Below are 17,205 nucleotides of genomic sequence, written 5' to 3' on the forward strand. Positions count from 1 at the left end.
CAGGCCTCGAAGGCCGAGAACAAAAGTGGCAGGCATTATTGCAAGTAATTCTTGTTAACAGAAGTAATAGAGTATCTTTTTTTCCTTCATTGCTAGCCGCTCGTCCATTGCCGGCGCTAGTCTGTGGCTTTCCGATAGGAGTTTTTTGATGTCCGCGCCTTCTGTTTTGATCGCCGGCTGCGGTGATGTCGGCAGTCGTCTGGCTACACAATTGCTGGCCGCAGGGTGGGAGGTCCATGGCCTGCGTCGTGACGTCTCGCGCCTGCCCGAGGGGGTGATTGGCGTTGCCGGTGACTTGTTCAACAAGGATTGCCCGCAAACCTGGCCGGTCGGTGCGGTGGATTACCTGGTGTATTGCGCGGCAGCCACCGATCACGATGAAGCCGGTTACCGCGCCGCTTATGTCGAGGGCTTGCAGCATGTGCTTGAGTGGCTGGACGACTACGGCCAGGTGCCCAATCGCCTGCTGTTCGTTTCCAGTAGCAGTGTTTACGGCCAGCAGGACGGCGAGTGGGTCGACGAAACGTCGCCGACCATCGCTGCCGGCTATTCAGGTCGACTGATGCTGGAGGCGGAGCAAGTGGCACTCAACAGTGGCATCCCGGCAAGCATTGTGCGTTTGACCGGCATCTACGGCCCGGGTCGCGAATGGCTGCTGACGCAGGTTCGTCGCGGATATCGCGTGGCGATTGATCCGCCGTTGTACGGCAATCGGATTCACGCGGATGACGCGGCTGGGTTGATGGCGTTTCTGCTTGAGGCGGATCGGCGCGGTGTGGCGTTGGATGACGTCTATATCGGCGTCGACGACGCGCCTGCACCGCTGGCCGAAGTGGTGGATTGGTTGCGTGAATATCTGGGCGTGACTGAATGGGCTGACGATGCGAGTGTGCGGCGCACGGGCAGCAAGCAGTGCACCAATGCGCGGGTGAAGGCCTTGGGTTGGGTGCCGAAGTACCCAAGCTATCGCGAAGGGTACGCCGCTATCCTCGAAGGCCGCTGCTGATTTCCCGTCCCCCACAACACCGTAGGAGCGAGGCTTGCCCGCGAAGGCGTCATAATTGCCAACATCTATGTCGGCTGTTACATCGCCTTCGCGGGCAAGCCTCGCTCCTACATTTGGTGTTGCGTTGGCTCTTGAGCCGGGTTACTGCTTCTCGAGCAACCACTTGCGATCACCCGGCGTGAACTGCGGCATTTCGTCTGCCTGCGCGGTGTTCACAGCCTGGAGGATCTCCAGTTCCTTGCCCTTGCGCGCAAAGATCCAGGTGTTGCCCTGGCCCTTGAGTTGCAACCACATGTTGTCATTGCCGCCGCTCATCGACGCGCAATCGCCCGCCAGGCACAGCGCGTAGCGATCTGCACCCGGCAAACCGGTTACCTGGCCGTCGGCCTGGAACTGCACGGAGCTGCCTTCGCCAGGACCGCTGACGACTTTCCAGCTACCGCCCATATAAGCAGAATACAACGCGCGTTCGAAGCTCGCGCCAATCGGTGCGCCATCCGGCACCGGGATCAGCGCGCGGTCGAAGACCTGTGCGGGTTCGTTGTCGCTGGCGACTTGGGCCAGTTGCTTGCCGTCACGCTTCAGCTCGCTGGCGGAACTGCCGTAGAAGTCGACTTTCCAGGCGCCGGACGCTTCGCCCAGCAGCTTGCCTTCGACGTTCTCAAAACCGTTGGTGTAGCGGGCCTGACCGGCCTTGGTGTTGACATCCCATTCCAGGTTCGGACCATAAGCCTGGAGCGCTTCGCGCAGGGGGCCGCCTTTGGACGCAGCATCGATCGCCACCTGATTGATCCAGGTGCCGCTGATGTCACGGTCGGCAGGGTTGCTGGCACATCCGCCCAAGAACAGGGCGACCAGCGAGACAGCAAGCGCAGTGCGCATGGTGGAATCCTTTCAAAACGCTTTTTTATACATACGGCATTGGCGCAGCCTTTCGGGCTGCGCCGAACGCATTACTCGATGACCAGAATGGCATCCATTTCAACCTGCGAACCCTTTGGCAGGGCAGCTACGCCAATGGCGGCGCGGGCAGGGTATGGCTGGTCAAAGTACTTGCCCATGATCTCGTTGACCTTGGCGAAGTGGCTCAGGTCGGTGAGGAAGATGTTCAGTTTGACGATGTCCTTGAACGAACCACCAGCGGCTTCAGCCACGGCTTTCAGGTTCTCGAACACCTGGACGGTCTGGGCTTCGAAGCCTTCAACCAGTTCCATGGTTTTTGGGTCCAGAGGAATCTGACCCGACATGTAAACGGTGTTGCCAGCCTTGATCGCCTGGGAGTAAGTGCCGATGGCGGCCGGGGCCTTGTCGCTGGTGATAACAGTCTTGGTCATGAATGACTCCTTGTAATAGGTTGGCTTAGGCGCGCATGCGGGTGATGCGGATCACCCCGGTCAGTGCGCGCAGTTTCTTGATCACGCGAGCTAGATGCACGCGGTCGTGCACGCTGACCACCAGTTGGACCACGCTGATGCGACCATCGCGTTCGTCCATGCTGATTTTTTCGATATTGCCGTCGGCCGCGTTGACGCTGCTGGCCAACAGTGCGATCAGGCCGCGCTGGTGTTCCAGCTCGACGCGCAGCTCGACGTTGAATTCGCCGGTGACATCCTTGGCCCACGAGAGCTGGATGCATTTTTCCGGGTTGTGGCGGATTTCGCTGATGTTGCGGCAGTTGTCGAGGTGCACAACCATGCCTTTGCCCGCCGACAGGTGACCGACAATCGGGTCGCCCGGGATCGGCGTGCAGCACTTGGCGTAGCTGAGCACCAAGCCTTCGGTGCCGCGAATCGCCAGCGGGCCTTCCGCGCTTGGCAGTTGTTCGCCTTCGCCGAGCAGGCGGCGGGCGACGACGTAAGCCATGCGATTGCCCAGGCCGATGTCTTCGAGCAAGTCTTCGATCAGTTCGAGGCGGTACTCGGTGAGCATGGCTTTGACGCGCTCGGCCGGGACTTTGTCCAGGGCGCTGTCGAAACCGTTGAGGACCTTGTTCAGCAGGCGTTCGCCGAGGCTGATGGATTCGGAGCGGCGTTGCAGTTTCAGCGCGTGGCGGATATGGGTTCGCGCCTTGCCGGTGACCACGAAGTTGAGCCATGCCGGGTTCGGCCGCGCGCCGGGGGCGCTGACGATCTCGACCGTGGAGCCGCTTTGCAGCGGTTCGGACAACGGCGCGAGACGACGATTGATCCGACAGGCAATGCAGCTGTTGCCCACGTCGGTGTGCACCGCGTAAGCGAAGTCGACCGCCGTGGAGCCTTTGGGCAGCTCCATGATCCGGCCTTTGGGCGTGAACACGTAGACCTCGTCCGGGAACAGGTCGATCTTCACGCTTTCGATGAATTCCAGCGAGTTGCCGGCGCGTTGCTGCATTTCCAGCACGCCTTTGACCCACTGGCGGGCGCGGGCGTGAGTGCCTTTGGGCTGCTCGTCGCCGCTGGATTTGTACAGCCAATGGGCGGCGATGCCGTTGTTGGCCATCTCTTCCATTTCACGGGTGCGGATCTGGATCTCGATCGGAACACCGTGCATGCCGAACAACGTGGTGTGCAACGACTGGTAGCCGTTCGCCTTGGGGATCGCGATGTAATCCTTGAAGCGCCCCGGCAGCGGTTTGTACAAATTGTGTACAGCACCCAGCACGCGGTAGCAGGTATCGACCTTGTCGACGATGATCCGGAACGCGTAGACGTCCATGATCTCGTTGAAGGCCCGACGCTTGCCGCGCATTTTCTTGTAGATGCCGTAGAGGTGTTTCTGACGACCGCTGACTTCGCCCTGGATGCCATCGATGGCCAGGCAGTGGCCGAGGGATTCTTCGATCTTGTTGACGATTTCCTTGCGGTTGCCCCGGGCGCGTTTGACCGCCTGGTTGATCCGCGCGGAACGCATCGGGTGCATGGCCTTGAAGCCGAGGTCTTCGAATTCTATGCGGATGGCGTGCATGCCCAGCCGGTTGGCGATGGGCGCATAGATTTCCAGGGTTTCCTTGGCGATCCGCCGGCGTTTTTCACCGGACAGGACTTCCAGCGTGCGCATGTTGTGCAGGCGGTCGGCGAGTTTGACCAGGATCACGCGAATGTCGCGTGCCATGGCCATGGCCATTTTCTGGAAGTTTTCGGCCTGGGCTTCGGCCTTGGTCTCGAAGTTCATCTGGGTCAGCTTGCTGACGCCATCGACCAGTTCGGCCACGGTTTCGCCGAACTGCGCTTGCAGCGCTTCCTTGGCAATACCGGTGTCTTCGATCACGTCATGCAGCATCGCAGCCATCAAACTCTGATGGTCCATGTGCATGTCGGCAAGAATATTCGCCACCGCAAGAGGATGCGTGACGTACGCCTCGCCACTGCGGCGGCGTTGGCCGTCGTGGGCTTGTTCGGCGTAGAAGTACGCTCGGCGGACCAGGTTGACCTGGTCCTTGCCGAGGTAGGTCGATAAGCGATCGGCGAGGGCGTCTATGCTCGGCATGATGACTCCTGCCGTTCGCTGTGACCCCGCGCCGTGCTACGTCGACCAGGCATAGGCTTAGACGGCCTCGTTGGACTCGTCCTCGAACGCTGCGAACAGCGGTTCATCCTGGACGATTTCTTGCTCGGCGATGAACTCGTAGCTCATCAGGCCTTCAGCGATTTCACGCAGCGCTACAACGGTAGGCTTGTCGTTTTCCCACTGAACCAGCGGCTCTTTGCCACCGGTGGCCAGTTGACGGGCACGCTTGGTAGAGAGCATGACCAGCTCAAAGCGGTTTTCCACGTGTTCTAGGCAGTCTTCAACGGTTACGCGGGCCATGGTATTCCTCGGAGCGAATGCAATATGCGCGCTGCCCGGTTGGGCGAGCGGACTCAACAGTTTAAAAAATCACCAGCGATTAGGGAAGCGCTGATTTTTTGACCAAGCCCTTCAACGCGCTGCAAGTGCCAATGTAAAGCCCTTGCAGCGGTTTTGGGAAGAGCTGTTTAGCCGAGCAATTCAGCCAAAAGTTTGCCGTTGCGCTGCTGCTGGCGCTTCTGATGCAGCTGATTGGCGCGGAAAATCGCCTGCAAATCGCGCAGGGCATGGGCGAAATCGTCGTTGATGATCAGGTAGTCGTAGTCAACGTAGTGGCTCATCTCGCTGACGGCTTCACGCATGCGGCCGTCAATGATCTCGTCGCTGTCCTGGCCGCGATTGGTCAGGCGCTGGTGCAAGGCCTGCAGGGACGGCGGCAGAATGAAGATCGAACGGGCCTGTGGCATCAACTTGCGCACTTGCTCGGCGCCTTGCCAGTCGATTTCCAGAATCAGGTCGTGGCCTTCGTCCAGGGTCTGCTGCAGGTGGCTTTGCGAAGTGCCGTAGAGGTTGCCGAATACTTCGGCGCGCTCGAGGAAATCGCCGTGCTCGATCATCTTCACGAACTCGCTGCGTTCGACGAAGTGATAGTTCACGCCGTCCACTTCACCGGGGCGCATGGCGCGGGTGGTGTGGGAGACCGAGACGCGGATCTCCGCATCAGCGTCAGTCAGGGCCTTGACCAGGCTGCTCTTGCCCGCGCCCGAGGGGGCGGAAATGATGTACAGGGTGCCGGTGCTGTGGGTCATGTCGGGTTTGCCTTACTCAATATTCTGCACTTGTTCGCGCATCTGCTCGATCAACACCTTGAGGTTGACCGCCGCCTGAGTGCTGCGCGGGTCGAAGGCTTTGGAGCCCAGTGTGTTGGCTTCGCGGTTGAGCTCCTGCATCAGGAAGTCGAGGCGCCGGCCGGCAGCGCCGCCGGACTTGAGTACCCGGCGAACTTCGATGATATGAGTGCTCAGGCGATCCAGTTCTTCGGCGACGTCGCTCTTCTGAGCGAGCATGACCATTTCCTGCTCCAGGCGCTGCGGGTCCATTTCCGCTTTCATGTCGGCGAAGCGGTCGAGGACTCTCTGACGTTGTGTGGCGAGCATCTGCGGGACCAGTTCGCGCAGGGTCACCACGTCTTGTTCAATCGAAGTCAGGCGATCGTTGATCAGCCGTGCCAGCTCCGCGCCTTCGCGCTCGCGGCCAGCCTTGAGTTCCTTCAGGCCTTCGTTGAACAGCGCCAGTGCTTCGGCATTCAAGGCTTGCGGGTCGGTGGCATCGCCCACCAGCACGCCGGGCCAGGCCAGCACTTCCAGCGGGTTCAGCGCGGCCGGGTTCTTGATCAGGCCGGCGATGGTCTCGGCAGCCGCAACCAATTGCGCGGCGCGCTCGCGATCCACTTGCAGGGGTTTATCGGTGTTCTCTTCGGTGAAGCGCAGGGTGCATTCGAGTTTGCCTCGGGAGATGCCTTGGCGCAGCGCTTCGCGGACCGCGCCTTCGAGATCGCGAAACGTCTCCGGCAGACGCAAGTGCGGTTCCAGGTAGCGGCTGTTGACCGAGCGCAGTTCCCAGCTCAGGGTGCCTTGGACGCCGGCTTTCTCGACGCGGGCGAAGGCGGTCATGCTGTGCACCATGGAGGTACCTCGCAATGCAGGTCGATGCGTTACCAAAGGTTTCGCGGACCCGCTATCTGTGAATTAAAGCCGACAGGCAGCAAAGGCGCAGGATTGTAGCGCAGTGGGGCGGATGCGCCCAAACACACGGTGTGACAAAGGGCTGCAGGCCGTCGGTAAAGCGCTGTTCTAAGCTCAAGCCAGAGCCTTCAATCGTCGGGCGGATTTTTTAGAAGTGCCCAGTACTGGCGCGCGGCTCTATAATGCTCGGCAGTTTTCCGTCCCCCGTACAGGTATTCCCTATGAAACGTCCAAGTGGTCGCGCTGCCGATCAGCTCCGCTCGATCCGCATTACCCGCAACTACACCAAACACGCCGAGGGATCCGTACTGGTCGAGTTCGGTGATACCAAAGTCATCTGCACCGTCAGCGTCGAAAACGGCGTGCCGCGTTTCCTCAAGGGTCAGGGCCAAGGCTGGTTGACCGCCGAATACGGCATGTTGCCGCGCGCCACCGGCGAGCGTAACCAGCGTGAAGCGAGCCGCGGCAAGCAAGGCGGCCGCACCCTGGAAATCCAGCGTCTGATCGGTCGTTCGCTGCGCGCCTCGCTGGACATGTCCAAGCTGGGCGACGTCACCCTGTACGTCGACTGCGATGTGATCCAGGCTGACGGCGGCACCCGCACCGCGTCCATCACCGGCGCGATGGTTGCGCTGGTCGATGCCTTGAAAGTGATCAAGAAGCGAGGCGGCCTGAAAGGCGGCGACCCGCTCAAGCAAATGATCGCCGCCGTTTCGGTGGGTATGTACCAGGGCGAGCCTGTGCTCGACCTAGACTACCTGGAAGACTCGGCTGCCGAGACCGACCTGAACGTGGTGATGACCAGCACTGGCGGCTTCATCGAAGTTCAGGGCACTGCCGAAGGCGCGCCGTTCCAGCCTGAAGAGTTGACCGCTATGCTTGAACTGGCGAAGAAAGGCATGACCGAAATCTTCGAACTGCAAAAGGCTGCACTGGCTGACTGACCGGAACCATTCCAGGCAAGGAGGGCAACATGAGTGACGAGCAAGAGCTGCTTCCCGTCCCGAGCAAAGAAGTTCGGCAATGGGCGATGTTTTGTCACCTGTCCGCCTTGCTGGGGATCTGGATTCCGTTCGGCACGCTGATCGGCCCGCTGATTCTCTGGCAGATGAAGCGCGAGATGGACCCGTTTGTCGATGCGCAGGGCAAGGAAGCGCTGAACTTTCAGATCACCGTCGCCATCGCTTCCGCCATCTGCTTCCTGCTGATGGTGTTGATCATCGGGTTCTTCCTGTTTGGGTTACTGGCGATCGGTGCGTTGGTGTTGACGATCATTGCTGGCGTGAAGGCCAATGAAGGGGTGCCGTATCGGTATCCGTTCACTTGGCGGTTGATCAAATAGGCGGCACCGCCCTGTAGGAGCGAGGCTTGCCCGCGAATGAGGCAGCTCGGTCTGTCAGGCATACCGCGTGATCGTTCTTCGCGGGCAAGCCTCGCTCCAACAGAAAGCGAATCAGCGCCCACAAAAAAGCCGACACTGCTGTCGGCTTTTTTGTGTCTGCGAAACGACGCCTAGATGGTCAGCGTCCAGTCGTAGTCCACGATCAGCGGTGCATGCTGCGAAAACCGTGGCTGACGTGGCAAGCGAGCGCTACGTACAAAGCGGCGCAGGCCCGGCGTCAGTATCTGGTAATCGAAGCGCCAGCCCAGGTTGAGCATCTCAGCCTGCTCATTGTCTGGCCACCAGCTGTACTGATCACCTTCACGGCTGACTTCGCGCAGGGCATCGACATAACCCATATTGCCGACAATCTCGTCCATCCAGGCACGCTCAGGTGCCAGGAAGCCCGGGGATTGCTGGCTGTCGCGCCAGTTCTTGATATCCAGCTTCTGTTGCGCCACGTACAGCGAGCCACAGTAAATGTACTCGCGACGTTTGCGCCGCTGTTTATCCAGATAACGGGCGAAGTCGTCCATTAGCTTGAACTTCTGGTTCAAGTCTTCATCGCCGTTCTGCCCCGAAGGGAGCAGCAAGGTCGCGATGCTGACCTTGTCGAAATCGGCTTGCAGGTAGCGCCCGTAGCGGTCGGCCGTCTCGAAGCCGAGACCGCTGATGACTGCCTTCGGCTGCAACCGCGAATACAAAGCCACGCCACCCTGGGCGGGAACTTCGGCTTCGCAGGCATAAAGGAAGTAGCCATCCAGTTGGAAGGCTGGATCGTCCAGTTCAAAGGCGGAGGCGCGGGTGTCCTGCAGGCAGATGACGTCGGCATTCTGTGCTTGCAGCCAACTGAGCAAACCTCGCTCCACTGCAGCCTGAATACCATTGACGTTCACACTGATGATCCGCATAAATGGCCCCAAAAATCGCGTGCGTGTATGATACACGGCGTCAACCTAATTAGCTAAATCCGTGGTATTTGGGGTTTTTTTCATGCAAGCGTATCAGCGCGATTTCATTCGTTTTGCCATCGATCGCGGCGTTTTGCGCTTCGGTGAGTTCACCCTGAAGTCCGGGCGTACCAGTCCATACTTCTTCAATGCCGGCCTGTTCAACTCGGGTTCGGCCCTGGCGCAGCTGGGTCGTTTCTACGCGGCGGCCATCGTCGAGAGCGGCATTCCCTTCGACGTATTGTTTGGTCCGGCCTACAAAGGCATCCCTTTGGCGGCGACCACCGCAGTGGCCCTGGCTGAACATCACGACCGTGATTTGCCATGGTGTTTCAACCGCAAAGAGGCCAAGGCCCACGGCGAAGGCGGGAGCCTGGTCGGCGCGCCATTGACCGGCGATGTGCTGATCATCGACGACGTGATCACCGCCGGCACCGCTATCCGTGAAGTGATGCAGATCATCGCTTCCCAGGACGGCGCCAAGGCGGCAGGCGTGCTCATCGCCCTGAACCGCCAGGAGCGTGGCAATGGTGAATTGTCGGCGATCCAGGAAGTGGAGCGTGACTTCGGGATTCCGGTGATCAGCATTGTTTCGCTGAATCAGGTGCTGGAATTCCTGGCGGACGATCCGCAGCTCAAGCAACACTTGCCAGCCGTAGAAGCCTACCGCGCCCAATTCGGCGTCTGACCCTGTAGGAGCCGGCTTGCTGGCGATCAATGCGACGCGGTGTGTCAGGCACGCCACCATCGCTGGCAAGCCAGCTCCTACAGGGATCTCACCGATTTTGTAGGAGCCGGCTTGCCGGCGATGGCGGCGCCGCGATTTATCAGGCGCACGTCCGCACAAAAAAAGACCCCGCTCAGCCAGGCTGAGCGGGGTCTTTTTGTATGCGCTATCGCTTAGGGACGCTTGCGATTGCTGATCAAAGTACCCACGCCGGTATCGGTGAAGATTTCCAGCAAGATCGCATTCGGCACGCGACCGTCAATGATCAGCGAACTGCCCACGCCACCCTGAACCGCTTCCAGCGCGCAACGGATCTTCGGCAGCATGCCGCCGTAGATCGTGCCGTCGGCAATCAGGTCGTCGACCTGCTGAGTGCTCAGGCCGGTCAGGACCTGGCCCGACTTGTCCATCAATCCGGCGATGTTGGTCAGCAGCATCAACTTCTCGGCTTTCAGCGCTTCGGCCACCTTGCCGGCCACCAGGTCGGCGTTGATGTTGTACGACTCGCCGTTGGCGCCGACGCCGATTGGCGCGATCACTGGGATGAAGTCGCCTTTGACCAGCAGGTTCAGCAGATCGGTATTGATGCCGACCACTTCACCGACGTGACCGATGTCGATGATTTCCGGCTGGGTCATCTCCGGCGTCTGGCGGGTGACGGTCAGCTTCTTCGCGCGAATCAGCTCGGCGTCTTTGCCGGTCAGACCGATGGCGCTGCCGCCGTGACGGTTGATCAGGTTGACGATGTCTTTGTTGACCTGGCCGCCCAGGACCATTTCCACCACGTCCATGGTTGCCGCGTCGGTGACGCGCATGCCGTCGACAAAGTGACTCTCGATCGACAGTCGCTTGAGCAGGTCACCGATTTGCGGGCCGCCACCGTGAACCACCACCGGGTTAATCCCGACGGCTTTCATCAGCACGATGTCGCGGGCGAAGCCGGTTTTCAGCTCCTCGCTTTCCATCGCGTTGCCGCCGTATTTGATCACCAGCGTCTTGCCGACATAGCGGCGGATGTAAGGCAGCGCTTCGGACAGGACCTTGGCGGTGTTGGCGGCGGCTTCGCGTTCGAGGGTCATTCAGGGCTCCGGGTGAATCAGAACGGTAGTTGGAGATCAGGTGCAACACGCTTCAACTGGACTTTGAAAACGTCCTTGATGCGCTGCAATTCAGCCTCGTCATCGGCCTCGAAGCGCAGCACCAGCACCGGTGTGGTGTTGGACGCGCGCACCAGGCCCCAGCCTTTGGCATAGTCGACTCGCACGCCGTCGATGGTGGTCAGGTCGGCGCCTTCGCCCCACTTCGCGTCGTGCAATGCATCAATGATGCTGAATTTGCTCTCTTCGGTCACATGGATATTGATTTCCGGCGTAGAAATATCATTCGGGAAGGTCGCAAACAGCTCTTCCGCAGTGGATTTTTCCTTGCTGAGGATTTCCAGCAGCCGTGCGGCGCTGTAAATGCCATCGTCGAAACCGAACCAGCGTTCCTTGAAGAAAATGTGCCCACTCATTTCGCCGGCCAACAGGGCGCTGGTTTGTTTCATTTTCTTTTTGATCAACGAGTGACCAGTCTTCCACATTAGCGGACGACCGCCGTATTCCTTGATCAGCGGCGTCAGGCGGCGGGTGCATTTGACGTCGAAGATGATTTCCGCGTCCGGATTGCGCGCCACAACGTCGCGGGCGAACAGCATCAGCAGGCGGTCCGGGTAGACGATGCTGCCGGTGTTGGTCACTACGCCAACGCGGTCGCCGTCGCCATCGAAAGCCAGGCCGATGTCGGCGTTGGTTTCCTTGACCTTGGCGATCAGATCGACAAGGTTTTCAGGCTTGCCCGGGTCCGGGTGGTGGTTCGGGAAGTTGCCGTCGACTTCGCAGAACAGCGGGATGACTTCGCAGTTCAGCGCTTCGATCAGTTGCGGGGCGATCACGCCGGCTGCGCCGTTGCCGCAATCGACCACGACTTTGAGGCGGCGGGCCAGTTTGATGTCCTGGACGATTTCGGTGTTGTAGCGGTCGAGGATCTCGACCTGGGTGATGCTGCCCTTGCCGCTGCTCAGGTTGTTGGTCTTGAGGCGGTCGTGCAGGGCCTGGATCTGTTCGTTGGCCAAGGTGTCGCCAGCGATGACGATCTTGAAACCGTTGTAGTTCGACGGGTTGTGGCTGCCGGTCAGCATCACGCCCGATTTGCCGGCCAGTACGTTGGCGGCGTAGTACAGCGCCGGCGTTGGCACCAGGCCGACGTCACTGACGTGGCAACCGGCCTCGGCCAGGCCTTTGATCAGCTGCTCGACCAGTTCCGGGCCGGACAGGCGACCGTCACGGCCAACGGAGACGTTCGGTTCGCCCTGGGCCAGGCTTTGGGCGCCAATGGCGCGACCGAGCCAGTAAGCGGTTTCAGCGTTCAAGAATTCCGGGACGGTGCCGCGAATGTCGTAGGCGCGGAAAATGCTGTCGGGGAACTTGGGTGCGACTTGGGCTGGGGTGCTCATCTGTGGGAATGCTCCATCTCGAAAGTGGCTGGACCTGCGCGCGAAGAACGCTTCGGCGGGCTCGAACTGAAGGGTATGACGGCGTTTTTCGCAGAGAGTTCGTGGTGCGAAAAGGCCATGCCACCAACACCAGCCGGGATTTGGCCGGGCAATGCCTTGATTTCCAGTGTTAAACCTTGCAGATGACGGCTATGCAATTTTCATTCTGAAAATGCAGAGCACCCTTCAGGCCGGGCAGGGCGCCCAGCCTGAAAACCAGAAATCAATGCTTGCCGGAATGCCCGAAACCGCCCGCACCGCGCTCGGTTTCAACGAACTCTTCGACCATCTCGAAGTGCGCTTGAACCACCGGCACCAGAACCAGCTGGGCCAAACGCTCGCCGACCACCATGTTGAAATCGGTCTGGCCACGGTTCCAGCACGAAACCATCAACGGACCCTGGTAGTCGGAGTCGATCAAGCCGACCAGGTTGCCCAGCACGATGCCGTGCTTATGGCCCAGGCCAGAGCGCGGCAGAATCAGCGCAGCCAGGCCAGGATCGCCAATGTAGACGGACAGGCCGGTTGGGATCAGCACGGTTTCACCCGGTTTGATCACGATGTCTTTTTCCAGCATGGCGCGCAGGTCGAGGCCGGCGGAGCCTGGGGTGGCGTACTGCGGCAGCGGGAATTCGGTACCGATGCGTGGGTCGAGGATCTTGGCTTGCAAAGCGTGCATGTAAATTAAACCTGGTTCAGACGTTCGGCGATAAAAGTGATCAGCTGGCGAGCGATTTTGCTCTTGCTGGTCTGGGCGAAAAGTGTGGCGTGGAGCTCACGGTCGATCACGCTGCAGGCGTTTTCCTCGCTGTTGAAGCCAATGCTCGGGTTGGCCACGTCGTTGGCGACGATCAAATCGAGGTTCTTGTCTTTCAACTTGCGTGCGGCGTAATCGAGCAGGTGTTCGGTTTCAGCGGCGAAACCGACGCTGAATGGGCGGTCGGGGCGAGTGGCGATGGTGGCCAGAATGTCTGGGTTGCGCACCATCTGTAGCAACAAGCCGTCGCCGTTCGTAGGGTCTTTCTTGAGTTTCTGTGGGGCGACGACTTCGGGGCGGTAGTCCGCGACTGCTGCCGAGGCGATGAACAGGTCGCAAGGGATCGCGGCTTCGCAAGCGGCGAGCATGTCGCGAGCGCTGACCACGTCGATGCGGGTGACGCGATCCGGTGTCGGCAGGTGCACCGGGCCGGTGATCAGGGTCACGCGGGCGCCTGCTTCAACGGCGGCTTCGGCCAGGGCAAAGCCCATTTTCCCGGAGCTGTGGTTGGTGATGTAGCGCACCGGGTCGATGTTTTCCTGGGTCGGGCCGGCGGTAATCAGCACGTGTTTGCCGGTCAGCGCCTGACGCTGGAAGCAGTCCGCCGCGCATTGGGCGAGTTCGACGGCTTCGAGCATGCGACCGAGGCCAACGTCACCACAGGCCTGACTGCCCGAGGCCGGGCCGAAAGCCTTGATATCGCGGCTTTCGAGGGTTTGCAGGTTGGCTTGGGTCGCCGGGTCGCGCCACATGGCCTGGTTCATCGCCGGGGCGACGGCGACCACGGCGTCGGTGGCCAGCACCAGTGTGGTCAGCAGGTCGTCGGCGATGCCTTGGGCCAGACGGGCGATCAGGTCCGCGGTCGCAGGTGCGATCAGCACCAGATCGGCCCATTTGGCCAGTTCGATGTGGCCCATCGCGGCTTCGGCCGCCGGGTCCAACAGGTCCAGGTGAACCGGGTGCCCGGACAGGGCCTGCATGGTCAGCGGAGTGATGAACTCGGCGCCGCCACGGGTCATGACCACGCGCACTTCGGCGCCCTGATCGATCAGGCGGCGAACCAGATCGGCGCTCTTGTAGGCAGCAATACCGCCGCCGACGCCCAGAACGATGCGTTTCCGATACAGCCGCTGCATAGGTCTGCCTTTCATTTCGTTGATGACTGCGTGGCGATACCCCCTCCCCAGGAGTGAAATCGCCCGCAAAAAAGATGGGCTACGATATCACAGCGACCGCTACGGAACAGCGGCGCCCACAGACCAGGGAGGTGCTATGAGTATTCGTGATTGGCCGGCGGCCGAGCGGCCGCGGGAGAGGTTACTGGAGTTGGGTTCGGCGAGCCTTTCGGACGCTGAGCTGTTGGCGATTTTTTTACGGACCGGCGTGTCGGGTAAAAGCGCAGTGGATCTGGCGCGACATTTGTTGAATCAGTTTGGCAGCCTGCGTTCGCTGCTTGAGGCGGATCAACAAACATTCAGCAAACAGTTAGGCCTTGGGCCAGCGAAATTCGCTCAATTGCAGGCTGTACAGGAAATGGGGCGGCGGCATTTGGCCGAGAGTGCGCGGCAAAAGTCAGCGCTGGAAAATCCGCAGGCGGTTCGCGATTACCTGAAATCGATGCTGCGCCACGAGCCACACGAGGTGTTTGGTTGTCTGTTTCTGGACTCCAAGCATCAAGTTCTGGCCTTTGAAGTGCTGTTTCGCGGCTCCATCGACAGTACAAGCGTTTATCCGCGCCAGGTGGTCAAGCGTGCGTTGGCTCACAACGCTGCCGCCTTGATCCTCTGTCACAACCACCCGTCGGGGAGTACCGACCCCAGTCAGGCCGACCGAAAGCTGACCAAGCGCCTGCAAGAGGCGTTGGACTTGATCGATGTGCGGATACTCGACCACTTCATCATCGGCGACGGCGATCCGCTGTCGATGGCTGAGTATGGGTGGATGTAACAGGACTTTGTAGGAGCCGGCTTGCTGGCGATCCAGGCAACGCGGTTCGACTGATTCACCGCGGTGAATCTATCGTCGGAACGCCGCCCGCAGCAAGCCGGCTCCTACAGGGGGGTACGGGTTATTTGAGGTTGACCTTGGAGTAGTCCTGACGGCCAAACGGGCTGACCGAATACCCCTCGACTTCCTTGCGCATCAGCGCAAAAGCCGTCGGGTGGGCCAGCGGCAGCCACAGCGCCTGCTGCTGGATCTGCGCCTGAGCCTGCTCGTAGAGCTTGGTGCGTACACCTTGCTCGGAGGTGGTCTTGCCGGCGCTGATCAGTTTGTCCAGGTCCTGGTTGCAGTAACGGGCGAAGTTGGTGCCGGACTTGACCGCCGCGCAGGAAAATTGCGGCGTCAGGAAGTTGTCCGGGTCGCCGTTGTCGCCAGCCCAGCCCATGAACAGCAGGTCGTGTTCGCCGGCCTTGGCGCGACGGATCACTTCGCCCCATTCGATCACGCGGATCTCGGCCTGAATGCCGATTTCCGCGAGGTCAGACTGGAGCAGCTGCGCGCCGAGGCTTGGGTTGGGGTTCAGCAGGCTGCCAGAGGGGCGGGTCCAGATTGTCGTCTGGAAACCGTCTTTGAGTCCGGCCTTGGCCATCAATGCCTTGGCCTTTGCCACGTCATGCGCGTAGCCCGGCAATCCTTTGGCGTAGCTCCAGGTATTCGGCGGATACGGGCCGTTGGCGGCTTCGGCGGTGTCTTCGAACACGGCTTTGATGTAGTTGGCCTTGTCGAAGGCAAGATTGATCGCCTGACGCACTTCAGGCTTGTCCAGTGGTGGGTGTTGGCTGTTGATGGCAACGAACGCGGTCATGAACGCGTCAGTCTTTTCGACTTTCAGTGTCGGCTCTTTCAGCGCGGCTTGTACGTCCAGCGGTTTCGGCGAGAGGGCGATCTGGCACTCGTTACGACGCAGTTTCTGCAACCGCACATTGGCGTCCGGGGTGATGGCGAAGATCAGTGGGTCCACCGAAGGCTTGCCACGGAAGTAATCCGGGTTGGCCTTGTAGCGAATCGTGGCGTCCTTCTGGAAACGCGTGAACACGAACGGGCCGCTGCCGATCGGCTGGCTGTTGAGCTTCTCCGGGGTGCCGGCTTTCAGCAACTGGTCGGCGTATTCGGCGGAGTAGATCGAGGCGAAGCCCATGCTCAGGGTCGGCAGGAACGTCGAGTCCGCGTGATCGAGGGTGAAGCGCACGGTCAGTGGGTCCAGCGCGTCGATCTTCTTGATCAGCGCCGGCAACTGCATCGATTGCGCGTGCGGGAAGCCGCTCTGCGCCACTTTGTGCCAAGGATTTGCCGGGTCGAGCATGCGCTCGAAGCTGAATTTCACGTCTTCGGCGGTCAGTTCGCGGGTCGGACTGAAGTATTCGGTGCGGTGGAACTTTACCTGCGGGTGCAACTTGAACACATAGGTCAGGCCGTCGGGCGTGACTTCCCAGCTGTCCGCGAGGCCTGCGACCACTTTGCCGCTGGCGGTATCGAAGTCCACCAGGCGGTTCATCAGCACGTCGGCCGAGGCGTTGGTGGTGGTCAGCGAGTTGTATTGCACCACGTCGAACCCTTCCGGGCTGGCCTCGGTGCAGACGCTCAGGGCGGCGGCATGGGCCAGCGGGCTCAGTAGAAGCGGGGCGAGCAACAGCGGTAGGGCAGCGAGGCGCATGGTCGGATTCCTTTACAGATCGAAGGCCCATCTGCAAGTGCAGTCTGGAAAAGGCTTACCCTAGTGGGCTCTTTTGTAAATGACTATCCCCTTTTTCATTTTAAGGGGACTATGTGCGATCGTTTTCGGTGAGTGCAGGCCGACAAAACCCCTGGATTGGCCGGTTGGCCGATTTTCTGCGACGAGCGGTCTTTATCGACGATAGCCTTTACCCAAGGCGCTCGCAGCCTGAAAAATGGGGTTTTTATCAAGTCTGTGCGCACGGAATGTTGTTGCACCTCAGTCTTTCTGGTATAAAGCAGCGCTCTTTTCTAGGGGCCCGGTTCCTTCACTGTAGGTGTAGCCGGTAAGACCTCTAAAGAAACGCGGCGCCTGGCGCCAAATGACTGAGAGATTAAGCGGCCAACCCATGCCGGGTTGGGCATGTGGTTTTAGAGGGCTGAGGCATGTCGAGAGTATGTCAAGTTACCGGTAAGGGTCCGGTGACTGGGAATAACATTTCCCACGCAAACAACAAAACCCGTCGTCGTTTCCTGCCGAACCTGCAGCATCACCGCTTCTGGGTTGAAGAAGAGAAACGTTTCGTGCGTCTGCGCGTATCTGCCAAAGGCATGCGTATCATCGACAAGCGTGGCATCACTGTCGTGCTGGCCGAAATCCGCAAAGCTGGCAAGATCTAAGGGAGA

The 17,205-nt window shown here is 60.1% G+C and carries 17 protein-coding genes and 1 pseudogene; 6 read left to right on the forward strand and 12 right to left on the reverse strand.

Going from position 1 to position 17,205, the window contains the following annotated elements; translation table 11 throughout:
• The first annotated feature begins 148 nt into the window (after positions 1 to 148).
• Positions 149 to 1,006: an SDR family oxidoreductase gene (locus tag ACYZUC_RS20890; RefSeq protein ID WP_461990105.1), complete on the forward strand. Its 858-nt coding sequence runs from the start codon at positions 149 to 151 to the stop codon at positions 1,004 to 1,006.
• 141 nt (positions 1,007 to 1,147) lie between these two features.
• Here ACYZUC_RS20890 and ACYZUC_RS20895 read toward each other — a convergent pair whose 3' ends face one another.
• The 6 genes from ACYZUC_RS20895 to ACYZUC_RS20920 all read right to left on the reverse strand — a co-directional run bounded on the left by ACYZUC_RS20895 (position 1,148) and on the right by ACYZUC_RS20920 (position 6,456).
• Positions 1,148 to 1,888: a putative periplasmic lipoprotein gene (locus tag ACYZUC_RS20895; RefSeq protein ID WP_192228198.1), complete on the reverse strand. Its 741-nt coding sequence runs from the start codon at positions 1,886 to 1,888 to the stop codon at positions 1,148 to 1,150.
• Between the two features lie 71 nt (positions 1,889 to 1,959).
• Positions 1,960 to 2,340: a RidA family protein gene (locus ACYZUC_RS20900; protein WP_003229509.1), complete on the reverse strand. Its 381-nt coding sequence runs from the start codon at positions 2,338 to 2,340 to the stop codon at positions 1,960 to 1,962.
• 25 nt (positions 2,341 to 2,365) lie between these two features.
• Positions 2,366 to 4,471: a bifunctional GTP diphosphokinase/guanosine-3',5'-bis pyrophosphate 3'-pyrophosphohydrolase gene (gene spoT, locus ACYZUC_RS20905; RefSeq protein WP_008038056.1), complete on the reverse strand. Its 2,106-nt coding sequence runs from the start codon at positions 4,469 to 4,471 to the stop codon at positions 2,366 to 2,368.
• A 57-nt stretch (positions 4,472 to 4,528) separates the two neighbouring features.
• Positions 4,529 to 4,792 (reverse strand): DNA-directed RNA polymerase subunit omega, encoded by a 264-nt coding sequence (gene rpoZ / locus ACYZUC_RS20910; protein ID WP_008030604.1) that lies wholly within the window; start codon positions 4,790 to 4,792, stop codon positions 4,529 to 4,531.
• A gap of 167 nt (positions 4,793 to 4,959) precedes the next feature.
• Positions 4,960 to 5,580 carry a guanylate kinase gene (gene gmk / locus ACYZUC_RS20915; RefSeq protein ID WP_008030603.1) on the reverse strand — a complete coding sequence of 207 codons (621 nt, stop codon included), beginning with the start codon at positions 5,578 to 5,580 and terminating at the stop codon, positions 4,960 to 4,962.
• 12 nt (positions 5,581 to 5,592) lie between these two features.
• Positions 5,593 to 6,456: a YicC/YloC family endoribonuclease gene (locus tag ACYZUC_RS20920; RefSeq protein WP_461990107.1), complete on the reverse strand. Its 864-nt coding sequence runs from the start codon at positions 6,454 to 6,456 to the stop codon at positions 5,593 to 5,595.
• A gap of 281 nt (positions 6,457 to 6,737) precedes the next feature.
• On the opposite strand from ACYZUC_RS20920, the gene rph reads away from it, so the two are divergent.
• The gene (gene rph, locus ACYZUC_RS20925; RefSeq protein ID WP_008030600.1) at positions 6,738 to 7,460 is read left to right on the forward strand and encodes a ribonuclease PH; all 723 of its coding nucleotides are present in this window, start codon (positions 6,738 to 6,740) and stop codon (positions 7,458 to 7,460) included.
• 29 nt (positions 7,461 to 7,489) lie between these two features.
• Positions 7,490 to 7,858 (forward strand): DUF4870 domain-containing protein, encoded by a 369-nt coding sequence (locus tag ACYZUC_RS20930; RefSeq protein ID WP_008038052.1) that lies wholly within the window; start codon positions 7,490 to 7,492, stop codon positions 7,856 to 7,858.
• A gap of 170 nt (positions 7,859 to 8,028) precedes the next feature.
• Here the strand turns inward: ACYZUC_RS20930 and ACYZUC_RS20935 are convergent, their stop codons facing one another.
• Positions 8,029 to 8,808: an exodeoxyribonuclease III gene (locus ACYZUC_RS20935; protein WP_008030595.1), complete on the reverse strand. Its 780-nt coding sequence runs from the start codon at positions 8,806 to 8,808 to the stop codon at positions 8,029 to 8,031.
• 82 nt (positions 8,809 to 8,890) lie between these two features.
• On the opposite strand from ACYZUC_RS20935, the gene pyrE reads away from it, so the two are divergent.
• A complete protein-coding gene (gene pyrE, locus ACYZUC_RS20940) occupies positions 8,891 to 9,535 on the forward strand; it encodes an orotate phosphoribosyltransferase (protein WP_008038033.1) in 645 nt (214 codons plus the stop codon).
• A gap of 212 nt (positions 9,536 to 9,747) precedes the next feature.
• Here pyrE and argB read toward each other — a convergent pair whose 3' ends face one another.
• From argB to coaBC, 4 genes and pseudogenes are all read right to left on the reverse strand, one after another.
• Positions 9,748 to 10,653 (reverse strand): acetylglutamate kinase, encoded by a 906-nt coding sequence (argB, locus tag ACYZUC_RS20945; protein WP_192420546.1) that lies wholly within the window; start codon positions 10,651 to 10,653, stop codon positions 9,748 to 9,750.
• Positions 10,654 to 10,670: 17 nt separating this feature from the next.
• Positions 10,671 to 12,074, reverse strand: a pseudogene (locus ACYZUC_RS20950) (phosphomannomutase/phosphoglucomutase); the annotation flags it as partial.
• A 256-nt stretch (positions 12,075 to 12,330) separates the two neighbouring features.
• Positions 12,331 to 12,786: a dUTP diphosphatase gene (gene dut / locus ACYZUC_RS20955; protein ID WP_008030580.1), complete on the reverse strand. Its 456-nt coding sequence runs from the start codon at positions 12,784 to 12,786 to the stop codon at positions 12,331 to 12,333.
• 5 nt (positions 12,787 to 12,791) lie between these two features.
• Positions 12,792 to 14,000, reverse strand: coding sequence for a bifunctional phosphopantothenoylcysteine decarboxylase/phosphopantothenate--cysteine ligase CoaBC (gene coaBC, locus ACYZUC_RS20960; RefSeq protein ID WP_461996739.1), 1,209 nt, complete (start codon positions 13,998 to 14,000; stop codon positions 12,792 to 12,794).
• A gap of 136 nt (positions 14,001 to 14,136) precedes the next feature.
• On the opposite strand from coaBC, the gene radC reads away from it, so the two are divergent.
• Positions 14,137 to 14,811, forward strand: coding sequence for a RadC family protein (radC, locus tag ACYZUC_RS20965; protein ID WP_461990110.1), 675 nt, complete (start codon positions 14,137 to 14,139; stop codon positions 14,809 to 14,811).
• Positions 14,812 to 14,932: 121 nt separating this feature from the next.
• Here radC and ACYZUC_RS20970 read toward each other — a convergent pair whose 3' ends face one another.
• Positions 14,933 to 16,519 (reverse strand): ABC transporter substrate-binding protein, encoded by a 1,587-nt coding sequence (locus ACYZUC_RS20970; protein ID WP_461990112.1) that lies wholly within the window; start codon positions 16,517 to 16,519, stop codon positions 14,933 to 14,935.
• A gap of 446 nt (positions 16,520 to 16,965) precedes the next feature.
• On the opposite strand from ACYZUC_RS20970, the gene rpmB reads away from it, so the two are divergent.
• Positions 16,966 to 17,199, forward strand: a complete 234-nt coding sequence (gene rpmB, locus ACYZUC_RS20975; protein ID WP_007894701.1) for a 50S ribosomal protein L28 — start codon at positions 16,966 to 16,968, stop codon at positions 17,197 to 17,199.
• Positions 17,200 to 17,205 lie beyond the last annotated feature (6 nt).

This window comes from Pseudomonas sp. GT1P32 (assembly GCF_054897805.1).